This window comes from Pseudomonas sp. IT-P44, from assembly GCF_949768225.1.
Lineage (GTDB): Bacteria > Pseudomonadota > Gammaproteobacteria > Pseudomonadales > Pseudomonadaceae > Aquipseudomonas > Aquipseudomonas migulae.
On record NZ_CATKQM010000015.1, the window covers coordinates 1 to 19,051 of the forward strand.

At 61.2% G+C, this 19,051-nt stretch carries 14 protein-coding genes; 11 read left to right on the forward strand and 3 right to left on the reverse strand.

Going from position 1 to position 19,051, the window contains the following annotated elements; genetic code table 11:
- Window positions 1–67 precede the first annotated feature (67 nt).
- Both ACM6IO_RS09545 and ACM6IO_RS09550 read left to right on the forward strand, forming a co-directional pair.
- A complete protein-coding gene (locus ACM6IO_RS09545) occupies window positions 68–631 on the forward strand; it encodes a TetR/AcrR family transcriptional regulator (protein ID WP_192227246.1) in 564 nt (187 codons plus the stop codon).
- A 56-nt stretch (window positions 632–687) separates the two neighbouring features.
- Window positions 688–1,164: a DUF1348 family protein gene (locus ACM6IO_RS09550; RefSeq protein ID WP_008038345.1), complete on the forward strand. Its 477-nt coding sequence runs from the start codon at window positions 688–690 to the stop codon at window positions 1,162–1,164.
- A gap of 118 nt (window positions 1,165–1,282) precedes the next feature.
- Here ACM6IO_RS09550 and sfnG read toward each other — a convergent pair whose 3' ends face one another.
- A complete protein-coding gene (sfnG, locus tag ACM6IO_RS09555) occupies window positions 1,283–2,374 on the reverse strand; it encodes a dimethylsulfone monooxygenase SfnG (protein WP_223414370.1) in 1,092 nt (363 codons plus the stop codon).
- A 338-nt stretch (window positions 2,375–2,712) separates the two neighbouring features.
- On the opposite strand from sfnG, the gene ACM6IO_RS09560 reads away from it, so the two are divergent.
- Window positions 2,713–3,951: an acyl-CoA dehydrogenase family protein gene (locus ACM6IO_RS09560; RefSeq protein ID WP_414911342.1), complete on the forward strand. Its 1,239-nt coding sequence runs from the start codon at window positions 2,713–2,715 to the stop codon at window positions 3,949–3,951.
- A gap of 182 nt (window positions 3,952–4,133) precedes the next feature.
- Window positions 4,134–4,913, forward strand: a complete 780-nt coding sequence (locus ACM6IO_RS09565; RefSeq protein ID WP_223434540.1) for a TSUP family transporter — start codon at window positions 4,134–4,136, stop codon at window positions 4,911–4,913.
- Here the strand turns inward: ACM6IO_RS09565 and nudC are convergent.
- Both nudC and ACM6IO_RS09575 read right to left on the reverse strand, forming a co-directional pair.
- On the reverse strand, window positions 4,881–5,711 hold the full coding sequence (gene nudC, locus ACM6IO_RS09570) for an NAD(+) diphosphatase (RefSeq protein WP_008026265.1): 831 nt from the start codon (window positions 5,709–5,711) through the stop codon (window positions 4,881–4,883). The two genes, ACM6IO_RS09565 and nudC, sit on opposite strands and share 33 nt — an antisense overlap.
- A gap of 7 nt (window positions 5,712–5,718) precedes the next feature.
- The gene (locus ACM6IO_RS09575; RefSeq protein ID WP_008026262.1) at window positions 5,719–6,531 is read right to left on the reverse strand and encodes a crotonase/enoyl-CoA hydratase family protein; all 813 of its coding nucleotides are present in this window, start codon (window positions 6,529–6,531) and stop codon (window positions 5,719–5,721) included.
- Between the two features lie 555 nt (window positions 6,532–7,086).
- Between ACM6IO_RS09575 and glgA the strand changes: the two genes are divergently transcribed.
- From glgA to ACM6IO_RS09610, 7 genes are all read left to right on the forward strand, one after another.
- Window positions 7,087–8,673 carry a glycogen synthase GlgA gene (gene glgA / locus ACM6IO_RS09580; protein ID WP_207284283.1) on the forward strand — a complete coding sequence of 529 codons (1,587 nt, stop codon included), beginning with the start codon at window positions 7,087–7,089 and terminating at the stop codon, window positions 8,671–8,673.
- Between the two features lie 13 nt (window positions 8,674–8,686).
- The gene (gene treZ, locus ACM6IO_RS09585) at window positions 8,687–10,483 is read left to right on the forward strand and encodes a malto-oligosyltrehalose trehalohydrolase (protein ID WP_414911343.1); all 1,797 of its coding nucleotides are present in this window, start codon (window positions 8,687–8,689) and stop codon (window positions 10,481–10,483) included.
- Window positions 10,480–12,558 (forward strand): 4-alpha-glucanotransferase, encoded by a 2,079-nt coding sequence (gene malQ, locus ACM6IO_RS09590; protein ID WP_414911344.1) that lies wholly within the window; start codon window positions 10,480–10,482, stop codon window positions 12,556–12,558. The genes treZ and malQ overlap by 4 nt, the downstream gene beginning before the upstream one ends.
- A complete protein-coding gene (locus ACM6IO_RS09595; protein WP_414911345.1) occupies window positions 12,555–15,326 on the forward strand; it encodes a malto-oligosyltrehalose synthase in 2,772 nt (923 codons plus the stop codon). Before malQ ends, ACM6IO_RS09595 begins: the two co-directional genes overlap by 4 nt.
- A gap of 2 nt (window positions 15,327–15,328) precedes the next feature.
- The gene (locus tag ACM6IO_RS09600) at window positions 15,329–15,655 is read left to right on the forward strand and encodes a DUF2934 domain-containing protein (protein ID WP_008038331.1); all 327 of its coding nucleotides are present in this window, start codon (window positions 15,329–15,331) and stop codon (window positions 15,653–15,655) included.
- A gap of 198 nt (window positions 15,656–15,853) precedes the next feature.
- Window positions 15,854–18,013 carry a glycogen debranching protein GlgX gene (glgX, locus tag ACM6IO_RS09605; protein WP_414911346.1) on the forward strand — a complete coding sequence of 720 codons (2,160 nt, stop codon included), beginning with the start codon at window positions 15,854–15,856 and terminating at the stop codon, window positions 18,011–18,013.
- Between the two features lie 215 nt (window positions 18,014–18,228).
- Window positions 18,229–18,987 (forward strand): PIG-L deacetylase family protein, encoded by a 759-nt coding sequence (locus ACM6IO_RS09610; RefSeq protein WP_192227257.1) that lies wholly within the window; start codon window positions 18,229–18,231, stop codon window positions 18,985–18,987.
- Window positions 18,988–19,051: the final 64 nt, after the last annotated feature.

Below are 19,051 nucleotides of genomic sequence, written 5' to 3' on the forward strand. Positions count from 1 at the left end.
AGGCGATTTAATGGTCAACACAAAATAATATTTGACCAAGGAGAACGATCGTTCTACTGTATGCCACATGAACGAAATCACTAGCAACGACACACGCGACATCATTCTGGATGTCACCGAAAAGTTGATCTACAAAAGTGGCATCGCTGCTACGGGCATGGATCTTCTGGTGAAAACCGCCGGCGTCTCCAGAAAAAGCATCTACCGCTACTTCGCCAACAAGGAGGAGTTGACCGTCGCCGCCCTGCAACGCCGCGACGTGCGCTGGATGCTCTGGTACAGAAGTGCCGTCGACCAGGCCGAAACCCCGGCCGACCGGCTGCTCAACCTGTTTACCGTGCTCAAGGCCTGGTTTGCCTCCGAAGGCTTCCGTGGCTGCGCTTTCATCAACACCAGCGGTGAAACCGGCGACCCGCAAGACCCGGTCCGGCTGGTCGCCAAAGAACACAAACAGAAGCTGCTCGACTACGTGCGCGAGCTCTGCACCGAACATGGCGCAACCGACCCGGAGACGCTGGCCAAACAGCTGCTGATCCTGATCGATGGCGCCATTACCGTGGCGCTTGTCATGGGTGATCACAGTGCCGCCGATAATGCGCAATGCATGGCGCGAAAGTTATTGGACCTGTAACACTTTAAACAAGCCCGACAACTTGCTTGAACTTTAATCTTATTGGGAGACTTTAAATGTCTAACGCCGAAGTTCGTCCGCCATTGCCGCCGTTTACCCGTGAATCGGCCATCGAAAAAGTTCGCCTGGCCGAAGATGGCTGGAACTCCCGTGATGCAGAGCGCGTGTCTCTGGCCTACACACTGGACACCAAATGGCGCAACCGCGCCGAATTCGCCTACAACCGTGAAGAAGCCAAAGGTTTCCTGACGCGCAAATGGGCCAAGGAACTGGACTATCGACTGATCAAGGAGCTCTGGGCATTCACCGGCAACCGCATCGCCGTGCGCTACGCCTATGAATGGCACGACGACTCGGGCAACTGGTTCCGTTCCTACGGCAACGAAAACTGGGAGTTCGACGAGAACGGCCTGATGGCCAACCGGTTCGCCTGCATCAACGACATGCCGATCAAGGAAAGCGACCGCAAGTTCCACTGGCCGCTGGGGCGTCGCCCGGATGATCATCCAAGTTTGTCCGACCTGGGCTTGTAAACGCATATCCCCCTTGTAGGAGCCGGCTTGCTGGCGATGGCGTCATAACATTCAACGATGATGTTGATTGTGAAATCGCTATCGCCAGCAAGCCGGCTCCTACAGGGGTTTGTGGTGGTCAGGCGACTTCGGCTTGTTTCACGCTGGCCTCAGCCTCCAGCTCCCGCACCAACGGCAGCACCCGCTTGCCGAAATACTCCACCTCTTCCTGAAAGTGCAAAAACCCCGCCAGCACCAAATCCACGCCCACCGCTTTCAACGCCACAATCCGCTCGGCAATTTGCCGCGGCGTGCCGATCAGGTTGGTCTTGAAGCCGTCGTTGTACTGCACCAGATCCTCGAACGTCGATTTGGCCCAATTGCCCTCGCCTTCCGGTGATGCCCTGCCCGCCTGTTTCGCCGCATCGCCAAAGGCATTCACCGCTTCCGGATCAGCCTGATCGATGATCTGCGCCAGCACTGCGCGTGCTTCTTCTTCGGTGTCGCGGGCGATGACGAACGCGTTGACCCCGACCTTCACCGAGTGATTATTCGCGGCGGCCTTGCTGCGGATATCGTCGACTTGCGCCTTGATGCCTTCCGGCGTGTTGCCGTTGGTGAAGTACCAGTCCGAAACTCGCGCCGCCATGTCCCGTGCTGCGCGGGAGCTGCCGCCCTGGAAGATTTCCGGCTGGCCCAGCGGTTTCGGTTTGAGGCTGTAATTGTCGAAACGGTAGAAGTCGCCGCGAAAGGTGAAGTTGTCCTGGCTCCAGATGCCTTTGAGCGAGCGAATGAATTCTTCGGAGCGGCGATAGCGCTCGTCGTGCTCCAGCCAGTGTTCCCCGATCGCCTGGAATTCACCCTTGAACCAACCGCTGACGATGTTCACCGCGATGCGGCCGTTGGTCAGTTGATCGATGGTCGCCAGTTGCTTGGCCGCCAGCGCGGGTTGCCAGGGGCCGGGCAGGATCGCCGCGATGACTTTCAATGTGGTGGTGGCGGCGAGCAGCGCGTGGCTGAAGGCGACCGATTCATGCTGGTACTCGGCACCGTAACCGGCGGTGAAGCGAATCTGCGTCAGGGCGTATTCGAACCCCGCCGCTTCGGCCAGTTGCGCCAGTTTGCGGTTGTAGTCGATGCCCCAGTGGGTGCGTTGTTCGATCTTGCTGACCACCAGCCCGCCGCTGACGTTCGGCACCCAGTAGGCAAATTTGACGGCTTGCTGACTCATTGACGTGTCCTCGGGACGTTAGGAAGTTCTGGGGTGAGAGCAGCAACCGTGCCAGTGCTTTCCCGAGCCAACCGAAATCCCCTGTGGGAGCGAGACCGGCTTGCCGGCGATGGCGGTGTGTCAGCCAACAAAAGTGTTGTATGTGCAACCGCCATCGCGAGCAGGCTCGCTCCCACATGGGTCTGGGTGTGTCAGGGCAATTTGCTGCGGCGCTGTTGGCCCAGCAACAGTTCAAGCAGAATCTGAATCCCTACGCTTCAGTAAATCCTGGCTGCCCCTCTCCGGCATGGACCATGCAATCCCCCTTGGCATCCACTGCCGATCCAAGGAGCTGTCCCATGACCGAACACCAGGTAATCAATCCGCTGTCCATTGGCACTGACTATGAAGCGCTGGCCGCGAGATTCCGTCCGATTTTTCAGCGCATCGCCGCCGGTGCCGTTGAGCGTGAACAGTCGCGCAGCCTGCCTTACGAGCCCATCCAGTGGCTGAAGGAAGCCGGTTTCGGCGCGGTGCGCGTGCCGGTGGAATATGGGGGTGGCGGCGCCTCCCTGCCGCAGCTGTTTGAGTTGCTGATCGAACTGGCCGAAGCCGATTCCAACGTGCCCCAGGCACTGCGCGGGCATTTCGCGTTTGCCGAGGACCGCTTGAACGCCACGCCAGGGCCGGCACGGGATCTGTGGTTCAAACGCTTTGTCGACGGCGACATTGTCGGCTGCGCCTGGACTGAAATCGGCAATGTGGCGATTGGCGACGTGATCACTAAAGTCTCGCCCAACGGCAACGGCTGGCGGCTCAACGGTGAAAAGTTCTACAGCACCGGCAGCCTGTTTTCCGACTGGATCGACGTCTACGCCCAGCGCAGTGATACCGGCGGCGATGTCATCGCAGCGGTTCGCACCCGACAACCGGGGATCGTGCAAAGCGATGACTGGGACGGTTTCGGTCAGCGCACCACGGGCAGCGGCACGTCGCGGTTTATCGACGCCGAGGTGGACGCCGAAAACGTCATCGACTTCGCCACCCGTTTCAAATACCAGACGGCGTTCTATCAGCTCGTGTTGTTGGCCACGCTGGCCGGAATCGGTCGCGCCGCTTTGCGCGACGTGGCGCATCAGGTACGTGAGCGCAAACGTATTTACAGCCATGGCAATGCCCAGCGCGTCAGCGAGGATTCACAAGTTCAACAAGTCGTCGGTGAAGTGGCGGCGCTGGTGTACGCCGCCGAAGCGAGCGCGTTGAAGGCCGCACAACCGGCGCAGCGGGCGTATCTGGCGCGGTTTTCGGGGGATGACGCGCTGGAGCGGGCGGCGAATGTTGCAGCGGAGCTCGAATCGGCGAAAGCGCAGGTGGTGGTGTCGGAGCTGATTCAGCGGGCGACCACCGAGCTGTTCAATGCGCTGGGGGCTTCGGGTGTGCGTCAGGGCAAGTCGCTGGACCGGCATTGGCGTAATGCGCGGACCGTGTCTTCGCATAATCCGGTGATCTACAAGGCGCGGATTGTCGGGGATTGGGAGATTAACGGGACTGAACCGCCGTTTGTGTGGCAGATCGGCAATGGGCCGGCCGCCAAGTGATGTAGCGCCTGCACGTCAGTCTTCGCGGGCAAGCCTCGCTCCTACAGGGGAATACACTTAACCGTAGGAGCGAGGCTTGCCCGCGAAGAGGCCAGACCAGTCGCCGCAGAAGTTGGATATAGGTAAGATATCGGCCCTTCCCCGCAGCCCTTTGCTGCACCCCGCCGAATAAGCCCATTTCCATGCCTTTCGAACTCAGCGTTGACCTCACCACCCTCGCCATCCTGGCCGTCGTCGCCTTCATTGCCGGTTTCATCGACGCCATTGCCGGCGGCGGTGGTCTGTTGACCACGCCGGCGCTGTTGACCGCAGGCCTGCCGCCGCACCTGGTGCTGGGCACCAACAAACTCAGTTCGACCTTCGGCTCGGCCACCGCCAGTTTCACCTTCTATCGGCGCAAACTGTTTCATCCCCGACAGTGGGTGCACGCCATCGTCGGCACCTTGGTCGGCGCGCTGACCGGTGCCGTGGTCGCCCATTACCTGCCCGCCGAATGGCTGAACAAAATGCTGCCGGTGATCGTGTTCGCCTGCGGCCTCTACCTGTTGTTCGGTGGCACGCCGAAAGCGCCGCTGGACAGCAACGCCCCGATCAAGAAAAAGTGGCAATCGACCCAAGGCTTCAGCCTCGGCTTCTACGACGGCGTGGCCGGCCCCGGCACTGGCGCGTTCTGGACCGTGAGCAGCCTGCTGATGTACCCCATCGACCTGGTGAAGGCCAGCGGCGTGGCGCGCAGCATGAACTTCGTCAGCAACATTGCAGCGCTGTCGGTGTTCATCTTTTCCGGGCAAGTGGACTGGATCATCGGCTTGAGCATGGGCCTGTCGGTGATGGTCGGTGCGTTCTTCGGTGCGCGCTCCGCCATCAGCGGCGGAGCCAAGTTCATTCGCCCGGTGTTCATCACCGTGGTGCTGGGTCTGACCGTGCGCCTAGCCTGGCAGCACTGGTTCAGCGTGGCCTAAGCGCCGCGCCACATAGACATCGATCAGGTAACGGGCAATCGAGCGTGACGCCGGCAACGGCGGCAGCTCGTGCACGTTGAACCACTGGGCGTCCTCGATCTCGTCCTCCTGGCAGACAATCTCGCCGCCGGCGTACTCGGCGTGGAAGCCGAGCATCATCGAGTGCGGGAACGGCCAGCACTGACTGCCCATGTACTGGATGTTCTTGACCTCGATCTGCACCTCTTCACGCACCTCGCGAATCAGGCAGTCTTCAGCCGATTCGCCCGGTTCGGCAAATCCCGCCAGCGTGCTGTAGACCCCGGTGACAAACCGTGGCGAACGCGCCAGCAAGACTTCATCGCCACGGGTGATCAGCACGATCATGCTCGGCGAAATCCGCGGGTAATAGCGCAAATTGCACGGCTCGCAATACATCGCCCGCTCACGCGGCACCTGCAAGGTCGCCTGCCCGCAGTTGCCGCAAAAACGGTGTTCGCGGGCCCAGGTGCCGATCTGCGCGGCATAACCCAGCACTTTGTAAACCGCGTGATCGCCATCGAGCATGAACGCCCGCAAGCCTTTCCAGTTGCAGCCCGGTACTTCGCTGTGACTGCGCAGCTCCAGCAGGTAGACCGGTTCGCCATCCAGATGACCGATGCCGTGTTCGGCCAGAACCGGCAGGTCCTGGCGCTTGAGCCATTCACGCGGGAACAGCGCGCCATTGTCGTCGAACAGGAAGCCTTCGGGGCTGCGCGCAACGGCCCAGCCGCCCGGTTGATCGGTGTCCAGTACTGCAGTGGTCCAGCGTGAAGTCATTTTTCAATCAATCCAGAAATTCGGGTTTCTGTTTGCTCATATGGGCGGCCATGGCCACGCGCAAGTCAGTGGATTGCAGCATGGCGGCGTTCCAGGTAGCGACGTATTCAAGGCCGTCGTCAATGCGATGGTCGCGCATGTAGCTGATCATCTCTTTGGTGCCGGTGATCGCAATCGGCGACTTGCCGGCGATGTCCCGGGCAATGCCCATGACACCGTCGAGCAGGCTGGCGGCGTCGCTGTAGACGCGATTGACCAGGCCGATACTGCGCGCTTCCTCGGCGCCAAACGAGCGACCAGTGTAAGCCAGTTCACGCAGCATGCCGTCACCGATGATCCGCGGCAAGCGTTGCAAGGTGCCAACGTCGGCGGCCATGCCGATGTCGATTTCCTTGATCGAGAATTGCGCGTCTTCGGCGGCATAACGCATGTCGCAGGCGGCAATCAGGTCGATCGCGCCACCCAGGCAGTAACCCTGGATTGCTGCCAGCACCGGCTTGCGGCAGTTGTCGACGGCATTGAAGGACGCTTGCAGCGCGAGGATCTTGCGGCGCAGCAGGCGCGCATTGCGGCCGACGTCCTTGCCCAGCTCATTGGCCACGCCGGCCAGCATCATCAGGTCGATACCGGAGGAAAAGTGTTTGCCGGCGCCGCTGAGCACCACCACCCGGACTTCGTCGGTGTCATCGATCCACTGGAAGATCTCGATGATCTCGCTCCAGAACGCGGCGTTCATCGAGTTGATCTTTTCCGGACGATTGATCTGCACATGGGCAATTTTATCGGCCAGTTCGACGGTGAACGCAGTGTACTGAGACATGGCAGTGATCCTTTACCGGGCAAAAAATGAGGCCCGAACTATAACAAGGCAACCCGCGCCGCAGTAAGGCAGCGGTTCGGCCAAAAGCGGGACCTGCGAGCGCACCACAACAGTGCGTAGCCGTAATCGCCCTCGCACATTCGTGTGACTGCCAGGTTACTTTTTGGGGCTGAATCGCGAAAAAACATGCCCTTCGTCGGGGCGTTTGGCTGCCTATCCGGCACGTCCGTACCGCTTTGAACCGATTGTCGAACAATTTTGCCATATGGCCTTCACCGCTCTAAGTTCTGGCCTAGACTCCTTTTCGCGGGGCAAAACCGGTCGGTCACAAAGTGTCAAAAAAATCGAAACTTTTGCCATTTGTGGCCGGTCCTCTGAAAGGTAGGTGCGTTGCGACTGGTGCAATCCTTGCAACGGCCACTCCAGCCATTCTGCTTTAACGCATGGGCAGCGTTTGCTCACCGATGCGTAGCGCGTTTGCGCCCGGCCACAGGATTTGGCCACGAAACACCGTTTGCCAGACCTAGAACTAGATCAACAACACGGGAGATTCATATGATCAGTACGGCATTAGATATCCAGGGAGAACGTGCTCATCAGCAGGTCGGCGAAACGAGCGCCGTGAGCGCCCCAAGTGCCCAATCGATCAACGTCACGGGTACCAAGACGTTGACGCCGGTGGTCAGTCAGAATCCCAACAGAAAGAAAGTGTTGTTTGTGACCTCGGAAATCGCCGACCTGGTGAAGACCGGCGGTCTGGGTGACGTTTCCGCGGCGCTGCCCCGGGCCATGGCGAAATTGCACGATGTGCGTGTGCTGATCCCCGGTTACCCGCAAGTGCTGCACAGCGAAAACCCGATCCACATTATTGGTGAGCTCGGCGGTCATGCCGCGCTGCCTGCCTGCAAGATCGGGCGCATGGACATGCCTGACGGACTGGTCATTTACGTGTTGATCTGCCCTGAACTCTACGAGCGCGAAGGTTCACCTTACGGCGCCAATAACGGTCGCGACTGGCCGGACAACCATATTCGTTTCGCCCGCCTGGGCCTGGCGGCTGCCGACATCGCCGCCAACCTCGCGCAAATCCACTGGTGCCCGGACCTGGTGCACGCCCATGACTGGCCCGCCGGCCTGGCCCCCGCCTATATGCACTGGCGCGGTCAACGCACGCCGACGCTGTTCACCATTCACAACCTCGCTTATCAAGGCGTGACCAGCCTGGGGTCGTGCCCCGAGCTGGGCATTCCCGCGCATGCCCTGCAACAGGAAGGCATGGAGTTTTACGGCAAGATGTCGTTCCTCAAGGCCGGCATGGCTTATTCGAGCCACATCACCACCGTCAGCGCCACCTACGCCCAGGAAATCACCACGCCGGCCTTCGGCTGCGGCCTCGACGGTTTTCTCGCCGCCAAGACCCAGCAAGGCCTGCTCAGCGGGATTCCCAATGGCATCGATGAGAGCTGGGACGCCGCCACTGACAGCCACCTGTTCCGTCCGTTCAGCATCGGTGACTGGGAAGGCAAAGCGGTCAACGCGGCGCACGTGCGCGAGCTGTTCGGGCTGGACGACTCCGAAGGTCCGCTGTTCGCCGTGGTCTCGCGCCTGGTCTATCAGAAAGGCCTGGACCTGACGGAAGCCGTGTCCGAGTACATCGTCAAATCCGGTGGCCAGATCGCGATCATCGGGCGCGGCGAGCCAGAAGAAGAACAGGCAATGCGTGAACTGGCACTGCGCTTTCCAGGGCAGATCGGTGTGCGCATCGGCTTCAACGAAACCGACGCCCGCCGCATGTTCGCCGGCAGCGATTTCCTGCTGATGCCCTCGCGTTATGAACCGTGCGGCTTGAGCCAGATGTACGCCCAGCGTTTTGGTTCGTTGCCGGTGGCACGCAACACCGGCGGCCTGGCCGACACCATCGAAAATGGCGTGACCGGCTTCCTGTTCGACGAATCCACGGTCGAGAGCTATCAGGAAGCCCTGAGCCGTGCCTTCAAGGTGTTCGCCTTTCCTGGCTTGCTCAATGCCATGCGTTGCCGGGCCATGGCCGCACCGTTCAACTGGTGCAAAGCCGTCGAACCCTACGCCGAACTCTACGAACAGCTGGTGGCTAAAGCGCTGGGGAAATCGAACAAACAGTAAGAGGTTTTCAACGATGCCGTTACGGACCCTTGAGACCTGGCCCCACGGCGCAATCATGCTGGACGCAGAGCACACGCGTTTTGCCTTGTGGGCGCCGGATGCGTTTTTTGTCAGTGTCGAACTGGAAGATGGACAGTCCTTGCCGTTGCTGCCTCAGGCCGATGGCTGGTTCGTGATCAAGACGCGCTGTCCTGCGGGCACGCGTTACCGCTACAACATTGATGGCGAACTCGAGGTGCCCGACCCGGCCTCCCGCGCTCAGGCCGGTGACATTCACCGGCACAGCGTGGTGGTCGATCCCCTCGCCTACACCTGGCGACACCGCGACTGGCTGGGACGGCCCTGGAACGAGGCGGTGATCTACGAGTTGCACGTCGGTGCGCTTGGCGGTTTTGTCGAGGTCGAGCAGCACCTGGCGCGGCTTGCCGGACTGGGCGTTACCGCCATCGAACTGATGCCGCTGGCGCAGTTCCCCGGTGATCGCAATTGGGGCTACGACGGGGTTCTGCCCTACGCGCCCCAGGCCTCCTATGGCACGCCCGAGCAACTCAAGCACCTGATCGACAGCGCCCACGGCCATGGTCTGGCGGTGATGCTCGATGTGGTCTACAACCACTTCGGCCCGGACGGCAATTACCTGCATCGCTACGCCAAGGCCTTCTTCAATGAAGACAAGCACACGCCTTGGGGAGCGGCCATCGACTTCCGGCGACGCGAGGTGCGCGACTTCTTTATCGACAATGCGTTGATGTGGTTGCTGGAATACCGCTTTGACGGTTTGCGCTTCGACGCGGTGCACGCGATCAAGAGCCCGGACTTTCTACAGGAACTGGCGCAACGCATCCGGCAGCAAATCGACCCGGCGCGCCACGTGTGGCTGACGGTCGAAAACGAACACAACCAGGCCAGCCTGCTGCAGGAAGGTTACGACGCGCAGTGGAACGACGACGGCCACAACGCCTTGCACGTGCTGCTGACCGGTGAAACCGAGGCCTATTACGCCGACTATGCCGACAACCCCACCGAACAGTTGGCGCGTTGCCTGAGCCAGGGCTTCGTGTTCCAGGGCCACACCAACCGCCACGGCGAAGCTCGCGGCGAGCCCAGCGGTCATTTGCCGCCCACGGCGTTCGTGCTGTTCTTGCAGAACCATGACCAGATCGGCAATCGCGCATTCGGTGAACGGCTGCACCAACTTGCCCATCCCGACGCCTTGAAAGCCGCGACGGCGTTGTTGCTGTTATCGCCGATGATCCCGCTGATGTTCATGGGCGACGAGTTTGCCGCCGAGCAACCGTTCCTGTTTTTCACCAGCCATCACGGCGAACTGGCGGAACTCGTTCGCGAAGGTCGGCGTAACGAATTTTGCGCGTTCGATGCATTTTCCGATCCGGCCAGGCGTGAACAGATTCCCGACCCGAACGCGCAGCAGACCTTCGAAGACTCACGGCCGAATCTGACGGCGAGCGGGCAATCGGCCATTTACGCGCTGTATCGCCAACTGCTGAAAATCCGCCACGAGCAGATCATCGCGCGCCTGCCCGGTGCACACCCGTTGGGTGCCGAGGCACTGGCGCCAGGCGCGGTGAGCGCGCGCTGGCAACTGGGCGATGGCAGCCTGCTGCGCATTGACCTGAACCTCAGCGACAAGCCGGTGGTCCACTCCCCACAGGCCGGCACTTCGTTGTTGTTCGAATACCCGCCGAAGTCCGCCGACCTGCTGAATCAGGGCACCCTTGCCCCGTATTGCGCGTTAGTCAGCCTCACGACCGCAGCCCCTTTGCTACCCCCGGATGGAGAGCGCCCATGAGCGATGCGCAATTGGAAATACTGGCCAGCCGCGCTGGCCTGGCCGTCGACTGGATCGATGCCAACGGCCGCCCACAAAAAGTCGCGCCATCGGTGTTACGCAATGTCCTGACCGGGCTCGGCCATCCGGCCGGCAGCGCCCAGGAGATCGATGCCAGCCTGCAAGAATTGCAGCAAGTGCAACAAACCCGGCATCTGCCGCCGCTGCTGACCGCGGACGTTGGCGTGGGCCTCAGCCTCGCGCATTATTTCGAGCCGCAGACCCCCTGCGAGATCCACCTTGAGGACGGATCGCGGCTCAACCTGAAACTGGATGCCCAGGCGATGTTGCCCGGCCTGATTCCTGTCGGTTATCAGCACGTCACAATCGACGGCCAATCCTTTACGCTGGCCGTGGCGCCGGCACGCTGCTACAGCGTCAGCGATGCGGTCGACAGCCCGATCCCTCGCGCCTGGGGGCTGAGCGTGCAGCTGTACTCGCTGCGCCGTCCCGACGATGGCGGTTTTGGCGACACCCAGGCACTGGAAGATCTGGCCCGCGTTGCCGGTGAGCGTGGCGCCGAAGCGCTGGCGATCAGTCCGTTGCACGCGATGTTCAGCAGCGACACCCAGCGCTATAGCCCTTATTCGCCGTCCAGCCGCCTGTTCCTCAACAGCCTGTACGCAGCACCCGGCGCGATCCTTGGCGAACGAGCGATGCGCACGGCGATTGACGCCACCGGGCTCGCCGCCGAGCTCAAGCATCTGGAACAACAGCCGCTGGTTGACTGGCCCGTGGCAGCCGACGCCAAGCACCGTCTGTTGCAGGCGTTGTACGAAGGCTTTGTCCAGGGCGAACACCCGTTGCACGCCGATTTCAGCAGTTTCCGCCACGCGGCCGGCGAAGCGCTGGAGAACCACTGTCGTTTCGAAGCCATTCAGGAGGCCCGTGCCGCCAAAGGTGAAAACCTCGACTGGCGCGAGTGGCCCGAGCAATGGCGCGACCCGCGCAGTGCTGCGCTGGCTGAATTTGCCGAAGAGAATGCCGGGCGCATCGGCTTCTTCTCCTTCTGCCAGTGGTTGATTACCCGTTGCCTGGAGCGCGCACAAACCGCTGCGCGCAGTAGCGGCATGAGCATTGGCCTGATCGCTGACCTCGCGGTCGGTGCCGACGGCGGCGGCAGCCAGGCCTGGAGTCGCCAGGACGAATTGCTTGCTTCGCTGACGGTGGGTGCGCCGCCGGACATTCTCAATCGCACCGGGCAGGGCTGGGGCATTTCCGCGTTCTCGCCCGAAGGCCTGGTGCGTCACGGATTTCGTGCGTTCATCGAAATGCTCCGGGCCAACTTCGCCCATGCCGGCGGCCTGCGCATCGATCACGTCATGGGATTGCAACGGCTGTGGGTGATCCCCAACGGCTCATCACCCGCCGATGGCGCTTATCTTTATTACCCGGTGGACGATCTGCTGCGCCTGCTGACCCTGGAATCCCATCGGCATCAAGCCATCGTTCTCGGCGAAGATCTCGGGACAGTGGAAGACGGCCTGCGGGAAAAACTCATCGCCCGTTCGATTCTCGGCATGCGCGTGTTGCTGTTCGAGCAGGACAACACACACTTCAAGCCGATCCTCGACTGGCCGGACAACGCACTGGCCACCACCAGTACCCACGATTTGCCGACGCTCAACGGCTGGTGGCATGGTCACGATATCGACTGGAATGCCCGATTGGGCCTGGTCGACGCCACGGGTGAAATCGAGTGGCGCCGTCACCGCGAACGCGAGCGTGAAGGCCTGCGCCGGGCGTTGAGCCAGGACCCGCAGAACTTCCGCGAAGAGTCCCATGAGACCGATCAGATACTTGACGCAGCCATTCGCTTCCTCGGCCATACCCGCGCGCCGCTGGTGTTGCTGCCGCTGGAGGATGCCCTGGGCATCGAACAGCAGGCCAACCTGCCCGGCACCATCGACACCCATCCGAATTGGTCGCGCCGCTTGCCCGGCGCCAGCGAAGCCCTGCTCGATGACCTGGACGCTGCCCGACGTCTGGAATTGCTTGCCTGCGCGCGGCTTCAGGCGGCCGAGCGTGACCGATGAATCAACCACGCGCGACCCTGCGTTTGCAGTTTCATAAAGGCTTCACGCTGGACGATGCGGTGCCGCTGGTGCCCTATTTCGCCCGCCTCGGCATCAGCCATGTCTACGCCTCGCCGTTGCTGAGCGCACGCGCAGGTTCCATGCACGGCTATGACGTGGTGGACCCCACCACGGTCAACCCGGAACTGGGCGGCGAAGCGGCGTTGCGCCGTTTGGTCAGCGCGTTGCGTGAGCAGAACATGGGACTGATCCTCGACATTGTCTCCAACCACATGGCGGTCGGTGGCGGCGATAATCCCTGGTGGCTGGACTTGCTGGAATGGGGCCGTTTGAGCCCGTACGGCGAATTTTTCGACATCCAATGGCATTCGCCCGATCCGCTGATGGAGGGTCAGCTCTTGCTGCCATTCCTCGGCAGCGACTATGGCGTGGCGTTGCAGGACGGCACCCTGCCCTTGTGCTTCGATGCGCAGCACGGTGCTTTTTACGTCGAACACTACGATCATCACTTCCCGATTTGCCCGATGAACTACGGCGAATTGCTCAAAGACGATACCGAGCGATTCAAGTCACTGGCCGACCGCTTCAGCACCTTGAGTTACCAGACCGACGCCCACCGCCTGGCCAAACCGTTGAAAGACGAGCTGCGCGAACTGGCCAGCGACCCGGCCCTGCTTCAAGTCATCGAGCAGAACCTGCAAGCCTACGATTCGCTCACGCCGGACGGTTTCCAGCGCCTGCACCAGTTGCTGGAACGTCAAAGCTATCGCCTCGCCAGTTGGCGCACGGCGGCGGATGACATCAACTGGCGGCGCTTTTTCGATGTCAACGAACTGGGCGGTCTGCGTGTGGAGCGCCCGGCGGTGTTCGAAGCCACTCACGCAAAAATCTTCGAACTGGTCGCCGAGGGCCTGATCGACGGCCTGCGCATCGACCACATCGATGGCCTCGCCGATCCACGCGGTTATTGCCGCAAACTGCGACGCCGGGTCGACAGCCTGACGCCGGGCCGACACCTGCCGATCTACGTCGAGAAGATTCTCGGTGAAGGTGAAACCCTGCACCGTGACTGGTCGGTGGATGGCACCACCGGTTATGAATTCATGAACCAGGTGTCCTTGCTGCAACATGATCCCGCTGGTGAGAAAACCCTCGGCGAATTGTGGAACCGCTACAGCGAACGGCCCGCCGATTTCCGTCAGGAAGCACACCTGGCCCGCCAGCAAATTCTCAACGGTTCGCTTGCCGGCGACTTCGAAAGTGTCGCCCAGGCGCTGCTGCAAGTGGCCCGGGATGATGTGATGACCCGCGACCTGACCCTCGGCGCGATTCGTCGGGCGTTGCAGGAACTGATCGTGCACTTCCCGGTGTATCGCACCTACATCAGCCCTTGTGGGCGTTCCGCTGAGGACGATGGTTTTTTTCAGCAAGCCATGGACGGCGCGCGGCAAAACCTCAGCGAAGCCGATTGGCCGGTGCTCGATTGCCTGGCCCGATGGCTGGGCGGCGAACCCTGGCGAAAACGCCCGGTGGGCCGCCCGCGCAAGATGCTCAAGCATGCCTGCGTGCGTTTTCAGCAACTGACTTCACCGGCAGCGGCGAAGGCCGTCGAGGACACTGCGTTTTATCGCTCGGCGGTTTTGCTGTCGCGCAATGACGTGGGGTTCAACACGGAACAATTCAGTGCACCGGTGGCTGACTTCCATGCCGCATGCTTCAATCGTCTCGAAGAATTCCCCGACAACCTGCTGACCACCGCGACTCACGACCACAAACGCGGCGAAGACACCCGTGCCAGGCTGGCGGTGTTGAGCGAGCGCAGCGCGTGGTTCGCCGAGCAGGTGCCGCTCTGGCAGACACTGGCCCGGCCGGTGCGCGCCGACGATGCGATGCCGTCGGCGGGCGATGAATTGATTCTGTATCAGGCGATTCTCGGCAGTTGGCCGCTGGAACTGCGCGTTGACGATCGGCCCGCGCTCGAGGACTACGTCAAACGTCTCTGGCAGTGGCAGCAGAAAGCCTTGCGTGAAGCCAAGCTGCAAAGCAGCTGGAGCGCGCCGAACGATGCGTATGAACGTGCGACCCAGGCGTTCATCGAACGTCTGCTGCTAAGTCCCGAAGCCGAGCTGCTGCGCGCAGCCCTGAGCAAAGCCGTGACGTCCATCGCTGCATCCGGCGCACTCAACGGATTGGCGCAAACCTTGCTGCGCATGACCGTGCCGGGCATTGCGGACCTTTACCAAGGCAACGAGTACTGGGACTTCTCGCTGGTCGATCCGGACAACCGACGCCCGGTGGATTACGCGAGTCGCCAACACACCATGCAACGTTCGCCGGAACTGCCGGAACTGCTGGCCAACTGGCGTGACGGACGCATCAAACAAACCCTGATCGCGCGCACATTAGGCCTGCGCGCCCAACAGGCCGCGCTGTTTCAACGCGGGACGTATCAAGCGCTGGAAGTAGTCGGCTGCGAGGCACACCGGGTGCTGGCATTTGCGCGCTCGTACAACCAGAAGCAGGCCATCGTGATCGTCCCGATACGCTGTGCAGGCCTGCTGAAAAACAGTGCCATACCCCATGTCGGCGCGCCGCTGTGGGGCGATACGCGAGTCAAATTACCGTTTACCACCCCTGCCGAAAATCTGAAGGGACTTTTTTCCAGCGTCGCAGTCACAGAACACAAGGAGCTGATGATTGGCGCCGCGCTGGGGGATTTCCCGGTCAATCTCTTTATCCAAAACTTTGAGTTCAGTTCAGGAGCATAGCGATGAGTACCGACGATAAACGCATCCGCGAATTTGCCTATCAGATCTGGGAATCGGAAGGAAAACCCGAGGGCCATGAAGCCCGGCACTGGGAGATGGCTCGAAAACTGGCAGAAGCCGAAGCCCTGGCCCCCAGCAAATCGCCCAAGGCGGCCGGCAGCAAAGCGGCAGGTACCAAGCCTGCCGTCAGCAAAACCGCCAACGGCAAGGCTGGCGAGCCGAAAACCAAAGCCAAGGCGAAACCGGCCGCTGCGGCAAAGGTGATCCCGCCCGGGGAAAAATCCACCGAGAAGAAACCTCGCGCAGCGCGTAAACCGCCTGCGGTCTGACGCTTCCCGGCATTGTCCTGACTGACCTTGTGGCGAGCGACCTCTCGCCACCGTGGGCACGTTCGCCCCCGATAAACCTGTAGGAGCGAGGCTTGCCCGCGAAGGCGGTGTGTCATTCAACATTCGAATCGACTGACACGCCGTCTTCGCGGGCAAGCCTCGCTCCTACAGGGGATTCCCCCAATTGCAGGAGCATCTATGACCAGTCCAAAAAAAGCCGCGCCAGAACCTCAGGCCGAGGCTTCGCGAATCCGGGAAGGTCTGCCCTTCCCGCTGGGCGCCACCTGGGATGGTCTGGGGGTCAACTTCGCCTTGTTCTCCGCCAACGCGACCAGGGTCGAACTGTGCATCTTCGATGACGCCGGCGAAGTTGAACTGGAGCGCATCGAACTGCCGGAATACACCGACGAGATCTACCACGGCTACCTGCCCGACGCCCATCCGGGGCTGATCTATGGCTACCGTGTTTATGGCCCGTATGACCCGGCCAACGGGCATCGTTTCAATCACAACAAACTGTTGATCGACCCCTACGCCAAACAACTGGTCGGCAAGTTGAAGTGGTCCGAAGCGCTGTTCGGCTACACCATTGGCCACCCCGACGCCGACCTCAGTTTTGACGAACGCGACAGCGCGCCGTTCGTACCGAAGTGCAAGGTGATTGACCCGGCGCACACCTGGGGCCACGACCACCGCGTCAGCGTGCCGTGGGACAAAACGATCATTTACGAAACTCACGTGCGCGGCTTCAGCATGCGTCACCCGTCTGTCCCCGAGAACGTGCGTGGCACCTTCGCCGGGTTGATGGTCGATGACATGCTGGAACACATCCGCAAGCTCGGCGTGTCGACCGTGGAATTGCTGCCGATTCACGCGTTCGTGAATGACCAGCACTTGTTGCACAAAGGCATGACCAATTACTGGGGCTACAACAGCATCGCGTTTTTCGCCCCGGACCCGCGCTACCTGGCCAGCGGCAAGATCGCCGAGTTCAAGGAAATGGTCGCGCACCTGCACGAAGCCAATCTGGAGGTGATTCTCGACGTGGTGTACAACCACACCGCCGAGGGCAACGAACAGGGCCCGACCCTGTCGATGCGCGGCATCGACAACGCCTCGTACTACCGCTTGATGCCCGACGACAAGCGCTTCTACATCAACGATTCCGGCACCGGTAACACCCTGGACCTGAGTCACCCGTGCGTGCTGCAAATGGTCACCGACTCCCTGCGTTACTGGGCGTCGGAAATGCACGTGGACGGTTTTCGCTTCGACCTGGCGACCATTCTCGGGCGCTACCACGACGGTTTCGATGAACGCCACAGCTTTCTCGTTGCCTGCCGCCAGGACCCTGTATTGCGCCAGGTGAAAATGATTGCCGAGCCGTGGGACATTGGTCCCGGTGGCTATCAGGTCGGTCGCTTTCCACCGGGCTGGGTTGAATGGAACGACAAATTCCGCGACACCGTGCGCGCGTTCTGGAAAGGCGACGACGGCCAACTCGCTGACTTCGCCAGTCGGATGACTGCCTCCGGTGAAATGTTCAATCAGCGTGGTCGGCGGCCCTACGCGTCGGTGAACTTCGTCACCGCTCACGACGGTTTCACCCTCAACGACCTGGTGTCGTACAACGAAAAACACAACGAAGCCAACGACGAGAACAACCAGGACGGCAGCAACAACAACCTGTCCTGGAACCACGGCGTCGAAGGCCCGACTGACGACCCGGAGATCAACGCGCTCCGCCAACGGCAGATGCGCAACTTCTTCGCCACCCTGCTGCTATCCCAGGGCACGCCGATGCTGGTGGCCGGTGACGAGTTCGCCCGCACCCAGGACGGCAACAACAATGCCTATTGTCAGGACAGTGAAATCGGCTGGGTCAATTGGGACCTGAGCGAAGATGGCAAGGCGTTGCTGAAGTTCGTCAAACGCCTGATCAAGTTGCGCCTGGCCTACCCGATCCTGCGACGCGGGCGCTTCCTGGTGGGCAATTACAACGAGGACATCGGTGTCAAGGACGTCACCTGGCTGGCGCCGGATGGCAGCGAGATGAGCACCGAACAATGGGAGGAATCCCACGGAAAATGCCTCGGCATGTTGCTCGATGGCCGAGCCCAGGAAACCGGGATTCGCCGCAAGGGCGGTGATGCCACCTTGCTACTGGTGGTCAACGCGCACCACGACATCGTCAACTTCAACTTGCCGCAAGTGCCGGATGGCAGGTTCTGGACCTGCATGGTCGACACCAATCAGCCATCGATCCGCGGTCAGGAGCGCTTTGAGTTCGGCCACGAATATTCGGTCACCGGCCGTTCGCTGCTGCTGTTCGAATTGCAGCGTGAGGAAGAAGAGTGAAATGAAACTACGGGGGTTTCTACATGGCCAGGCAGCGGACGGACACTGGAGCGACTCCAGCGATAATTGCGCGACCTGGCACAGCCCGGAGAAAAATATGCACCGGTGGGAACATCGACGCGACGAATAGCGTGACTTGAGCAATACTCTGCTCGCGGCAATCCAGGGTTCGGAGAGCGGCACATTGCTATCAATTAGAACAAGGACGTAGCCCGATGAAATCCGTTTCCATCAGCGACAGCAGCCTTACTGCACAGATCTGGAACAACGCGCCTCAGCTCGACAACATTCCCGTCATCAACACCCAGACCCTGGTCCCGCCCGGCGCCCGCGCCGTGGTGATCGCGCCGCATCCCGGCGATGAAGTCGTGACCTGCGGCGGACTGCTGCAATTACTCAGCGCTCTGGGCCATCCCCTGCAATTGATCTCGATCACCGACGGCAGCGCCAGTCATCCGGGGTCACAGCAATGGTCGGAGAAACGCCTCAGCGTGTTTCGCCCCCAGGAAAGCGTCGAAGCCTTGCGCCGCCTCGGTTTGCCGATGCACAGCCTGAAGTGGATTCGCGGTGGGTTCACCGACAACGCCCTGGCTGAGCGCGAACTTCAGTTGACTCAATTCATCGCGCGGTACTTGCGGCCTGGTGATGTGGTGTTCAGCACCTGGAGCGAGGACGGCAATGTCGACCACGACGTCGTCGGCCGCGCCAGTGCCAAAGCCGCCGCCTCGGTCGGTGCAGCGTTCAACGAAGTACCCGTCTGGGCGTGGCATTGGCCCTCGCGTGATCGAGGACTGATCCCGTGGCACCGCGCCCGCAAGGTTCGCCTCGACACCTGGACCGTCGCGCGCAAAAGCCACGCCACCCACGCCTACGCCAGCCAGCTCGACGGCGAACCCGCCATCGGCATCGCCCCGCTGCTGCCCCGGGTACTGCTGGAACGCATGCGGTTGCCCTATGAAATCGTCTTCGTCTAAACCAACACCCCCTGTAGGAGCCGGCTTGCCGGCGATGAGGCCCTTGAACCTTACGCTGATCTTG

Excerpts from the sequence above, each read along its gene's own strand:
- treZ (WP_414911343.1), top strand. The coding sequence starts at position 8,687 with ATGCCGTTACGGACCCTTGAGACCTGGCCCCACGGCGCAATCATGCTG.
- ACM6IO_RS09565 (WP_223434540.1), top strand. The coding sequence starts at position 4,134 with ATGCCTTTCGAACTCAGCGTTGACCTCACCACCCTCGCCATCCTGGCC.
- glgX (WP_414911346.1), top strand. The coding sequence starts at position 15,854 with ATGACCAGTCCAAAAAAAGCCGCGCCAGAACCTCAGGCCGAGGCTTCG.
- ACM6IO_RS09545 (WP_192227246.1), top strand. The coding sequence starts at position 68 with ATGAACGAAATCACTAGCAACGACACACGCGACATCATTCTGGATGTC.
- glgA (WP_207284283.1), top strand. The coding sequence starts at position 7,087 with ATGATCAGTACGGCATTAGATATCCAGGGAGAACGTGCTCATCAGCAG.
- ACM6IO_RS09575 (WP_008026262.1), bottom strand. The coding sequence starts at position 6,531 with ATGTCTCAGTACACTGCGTTCACCGTCGAACTGGCCGATAAAATTGCC.
- malQ (WP_414911344.1), top strand. The coding sequence starts at position 10,480 with ATGAGCGATGCGCAATTGGAAATACTGGCCAGCCGCGCTGGCCTGGCC.
- nudC (WP_008026265.1), bottom strand. The coding sequence starts at position 5,711 with ATGACTTCACGCTGGACCACTGCAGTACTGGACACCGATCAACCGGGC.
- ACM6IO_RS09595 (WP_414911345.1), top strand. The coding sequence starts at position 12,555 with ATGAATCAACCACGCGCGACCCTGCGTTTGCAGTTTCATAAAGGCTTC.
- ACM6IO_RS09600 (WP_008038331.1), top strand. The coding sequence starts at position 15,329 with ATGAGTACCGACGATAAACGCATCCGCGAATTTGCCTATCAGATCTGG.
- ACM6IO_RS09610 (WP_192227257.1), top strand. The coding sequence starts at position 18,229 with ATGAAATCCGTTTCCATCAGCGACAGCAGCCTTACTGCACAGATCTGG.
- sfnG (WP_223414370.1), bottom strand. The coding sequence starts at position 2,374 with ATGAGTCAGCAAGCCGTCAAATTTGCCTACTGGGTGCCGAACGTCAGC.
- ACM6IO_RS09550 (WP_008038345.1), top strand. The coding sequence starts at position 688 with ATGTCTAACGCCGAAGTTCGTCCGCCATTGCCGCCGTTTACCCGTGAA.
- ACM6IO_RS09560 (WP_414911342.1), top strand. The coding sequence starts at position 2,713 with ATGACCGAACACCAGGTAATCAATCCGCTGTCCATTGGCACTGACTAT.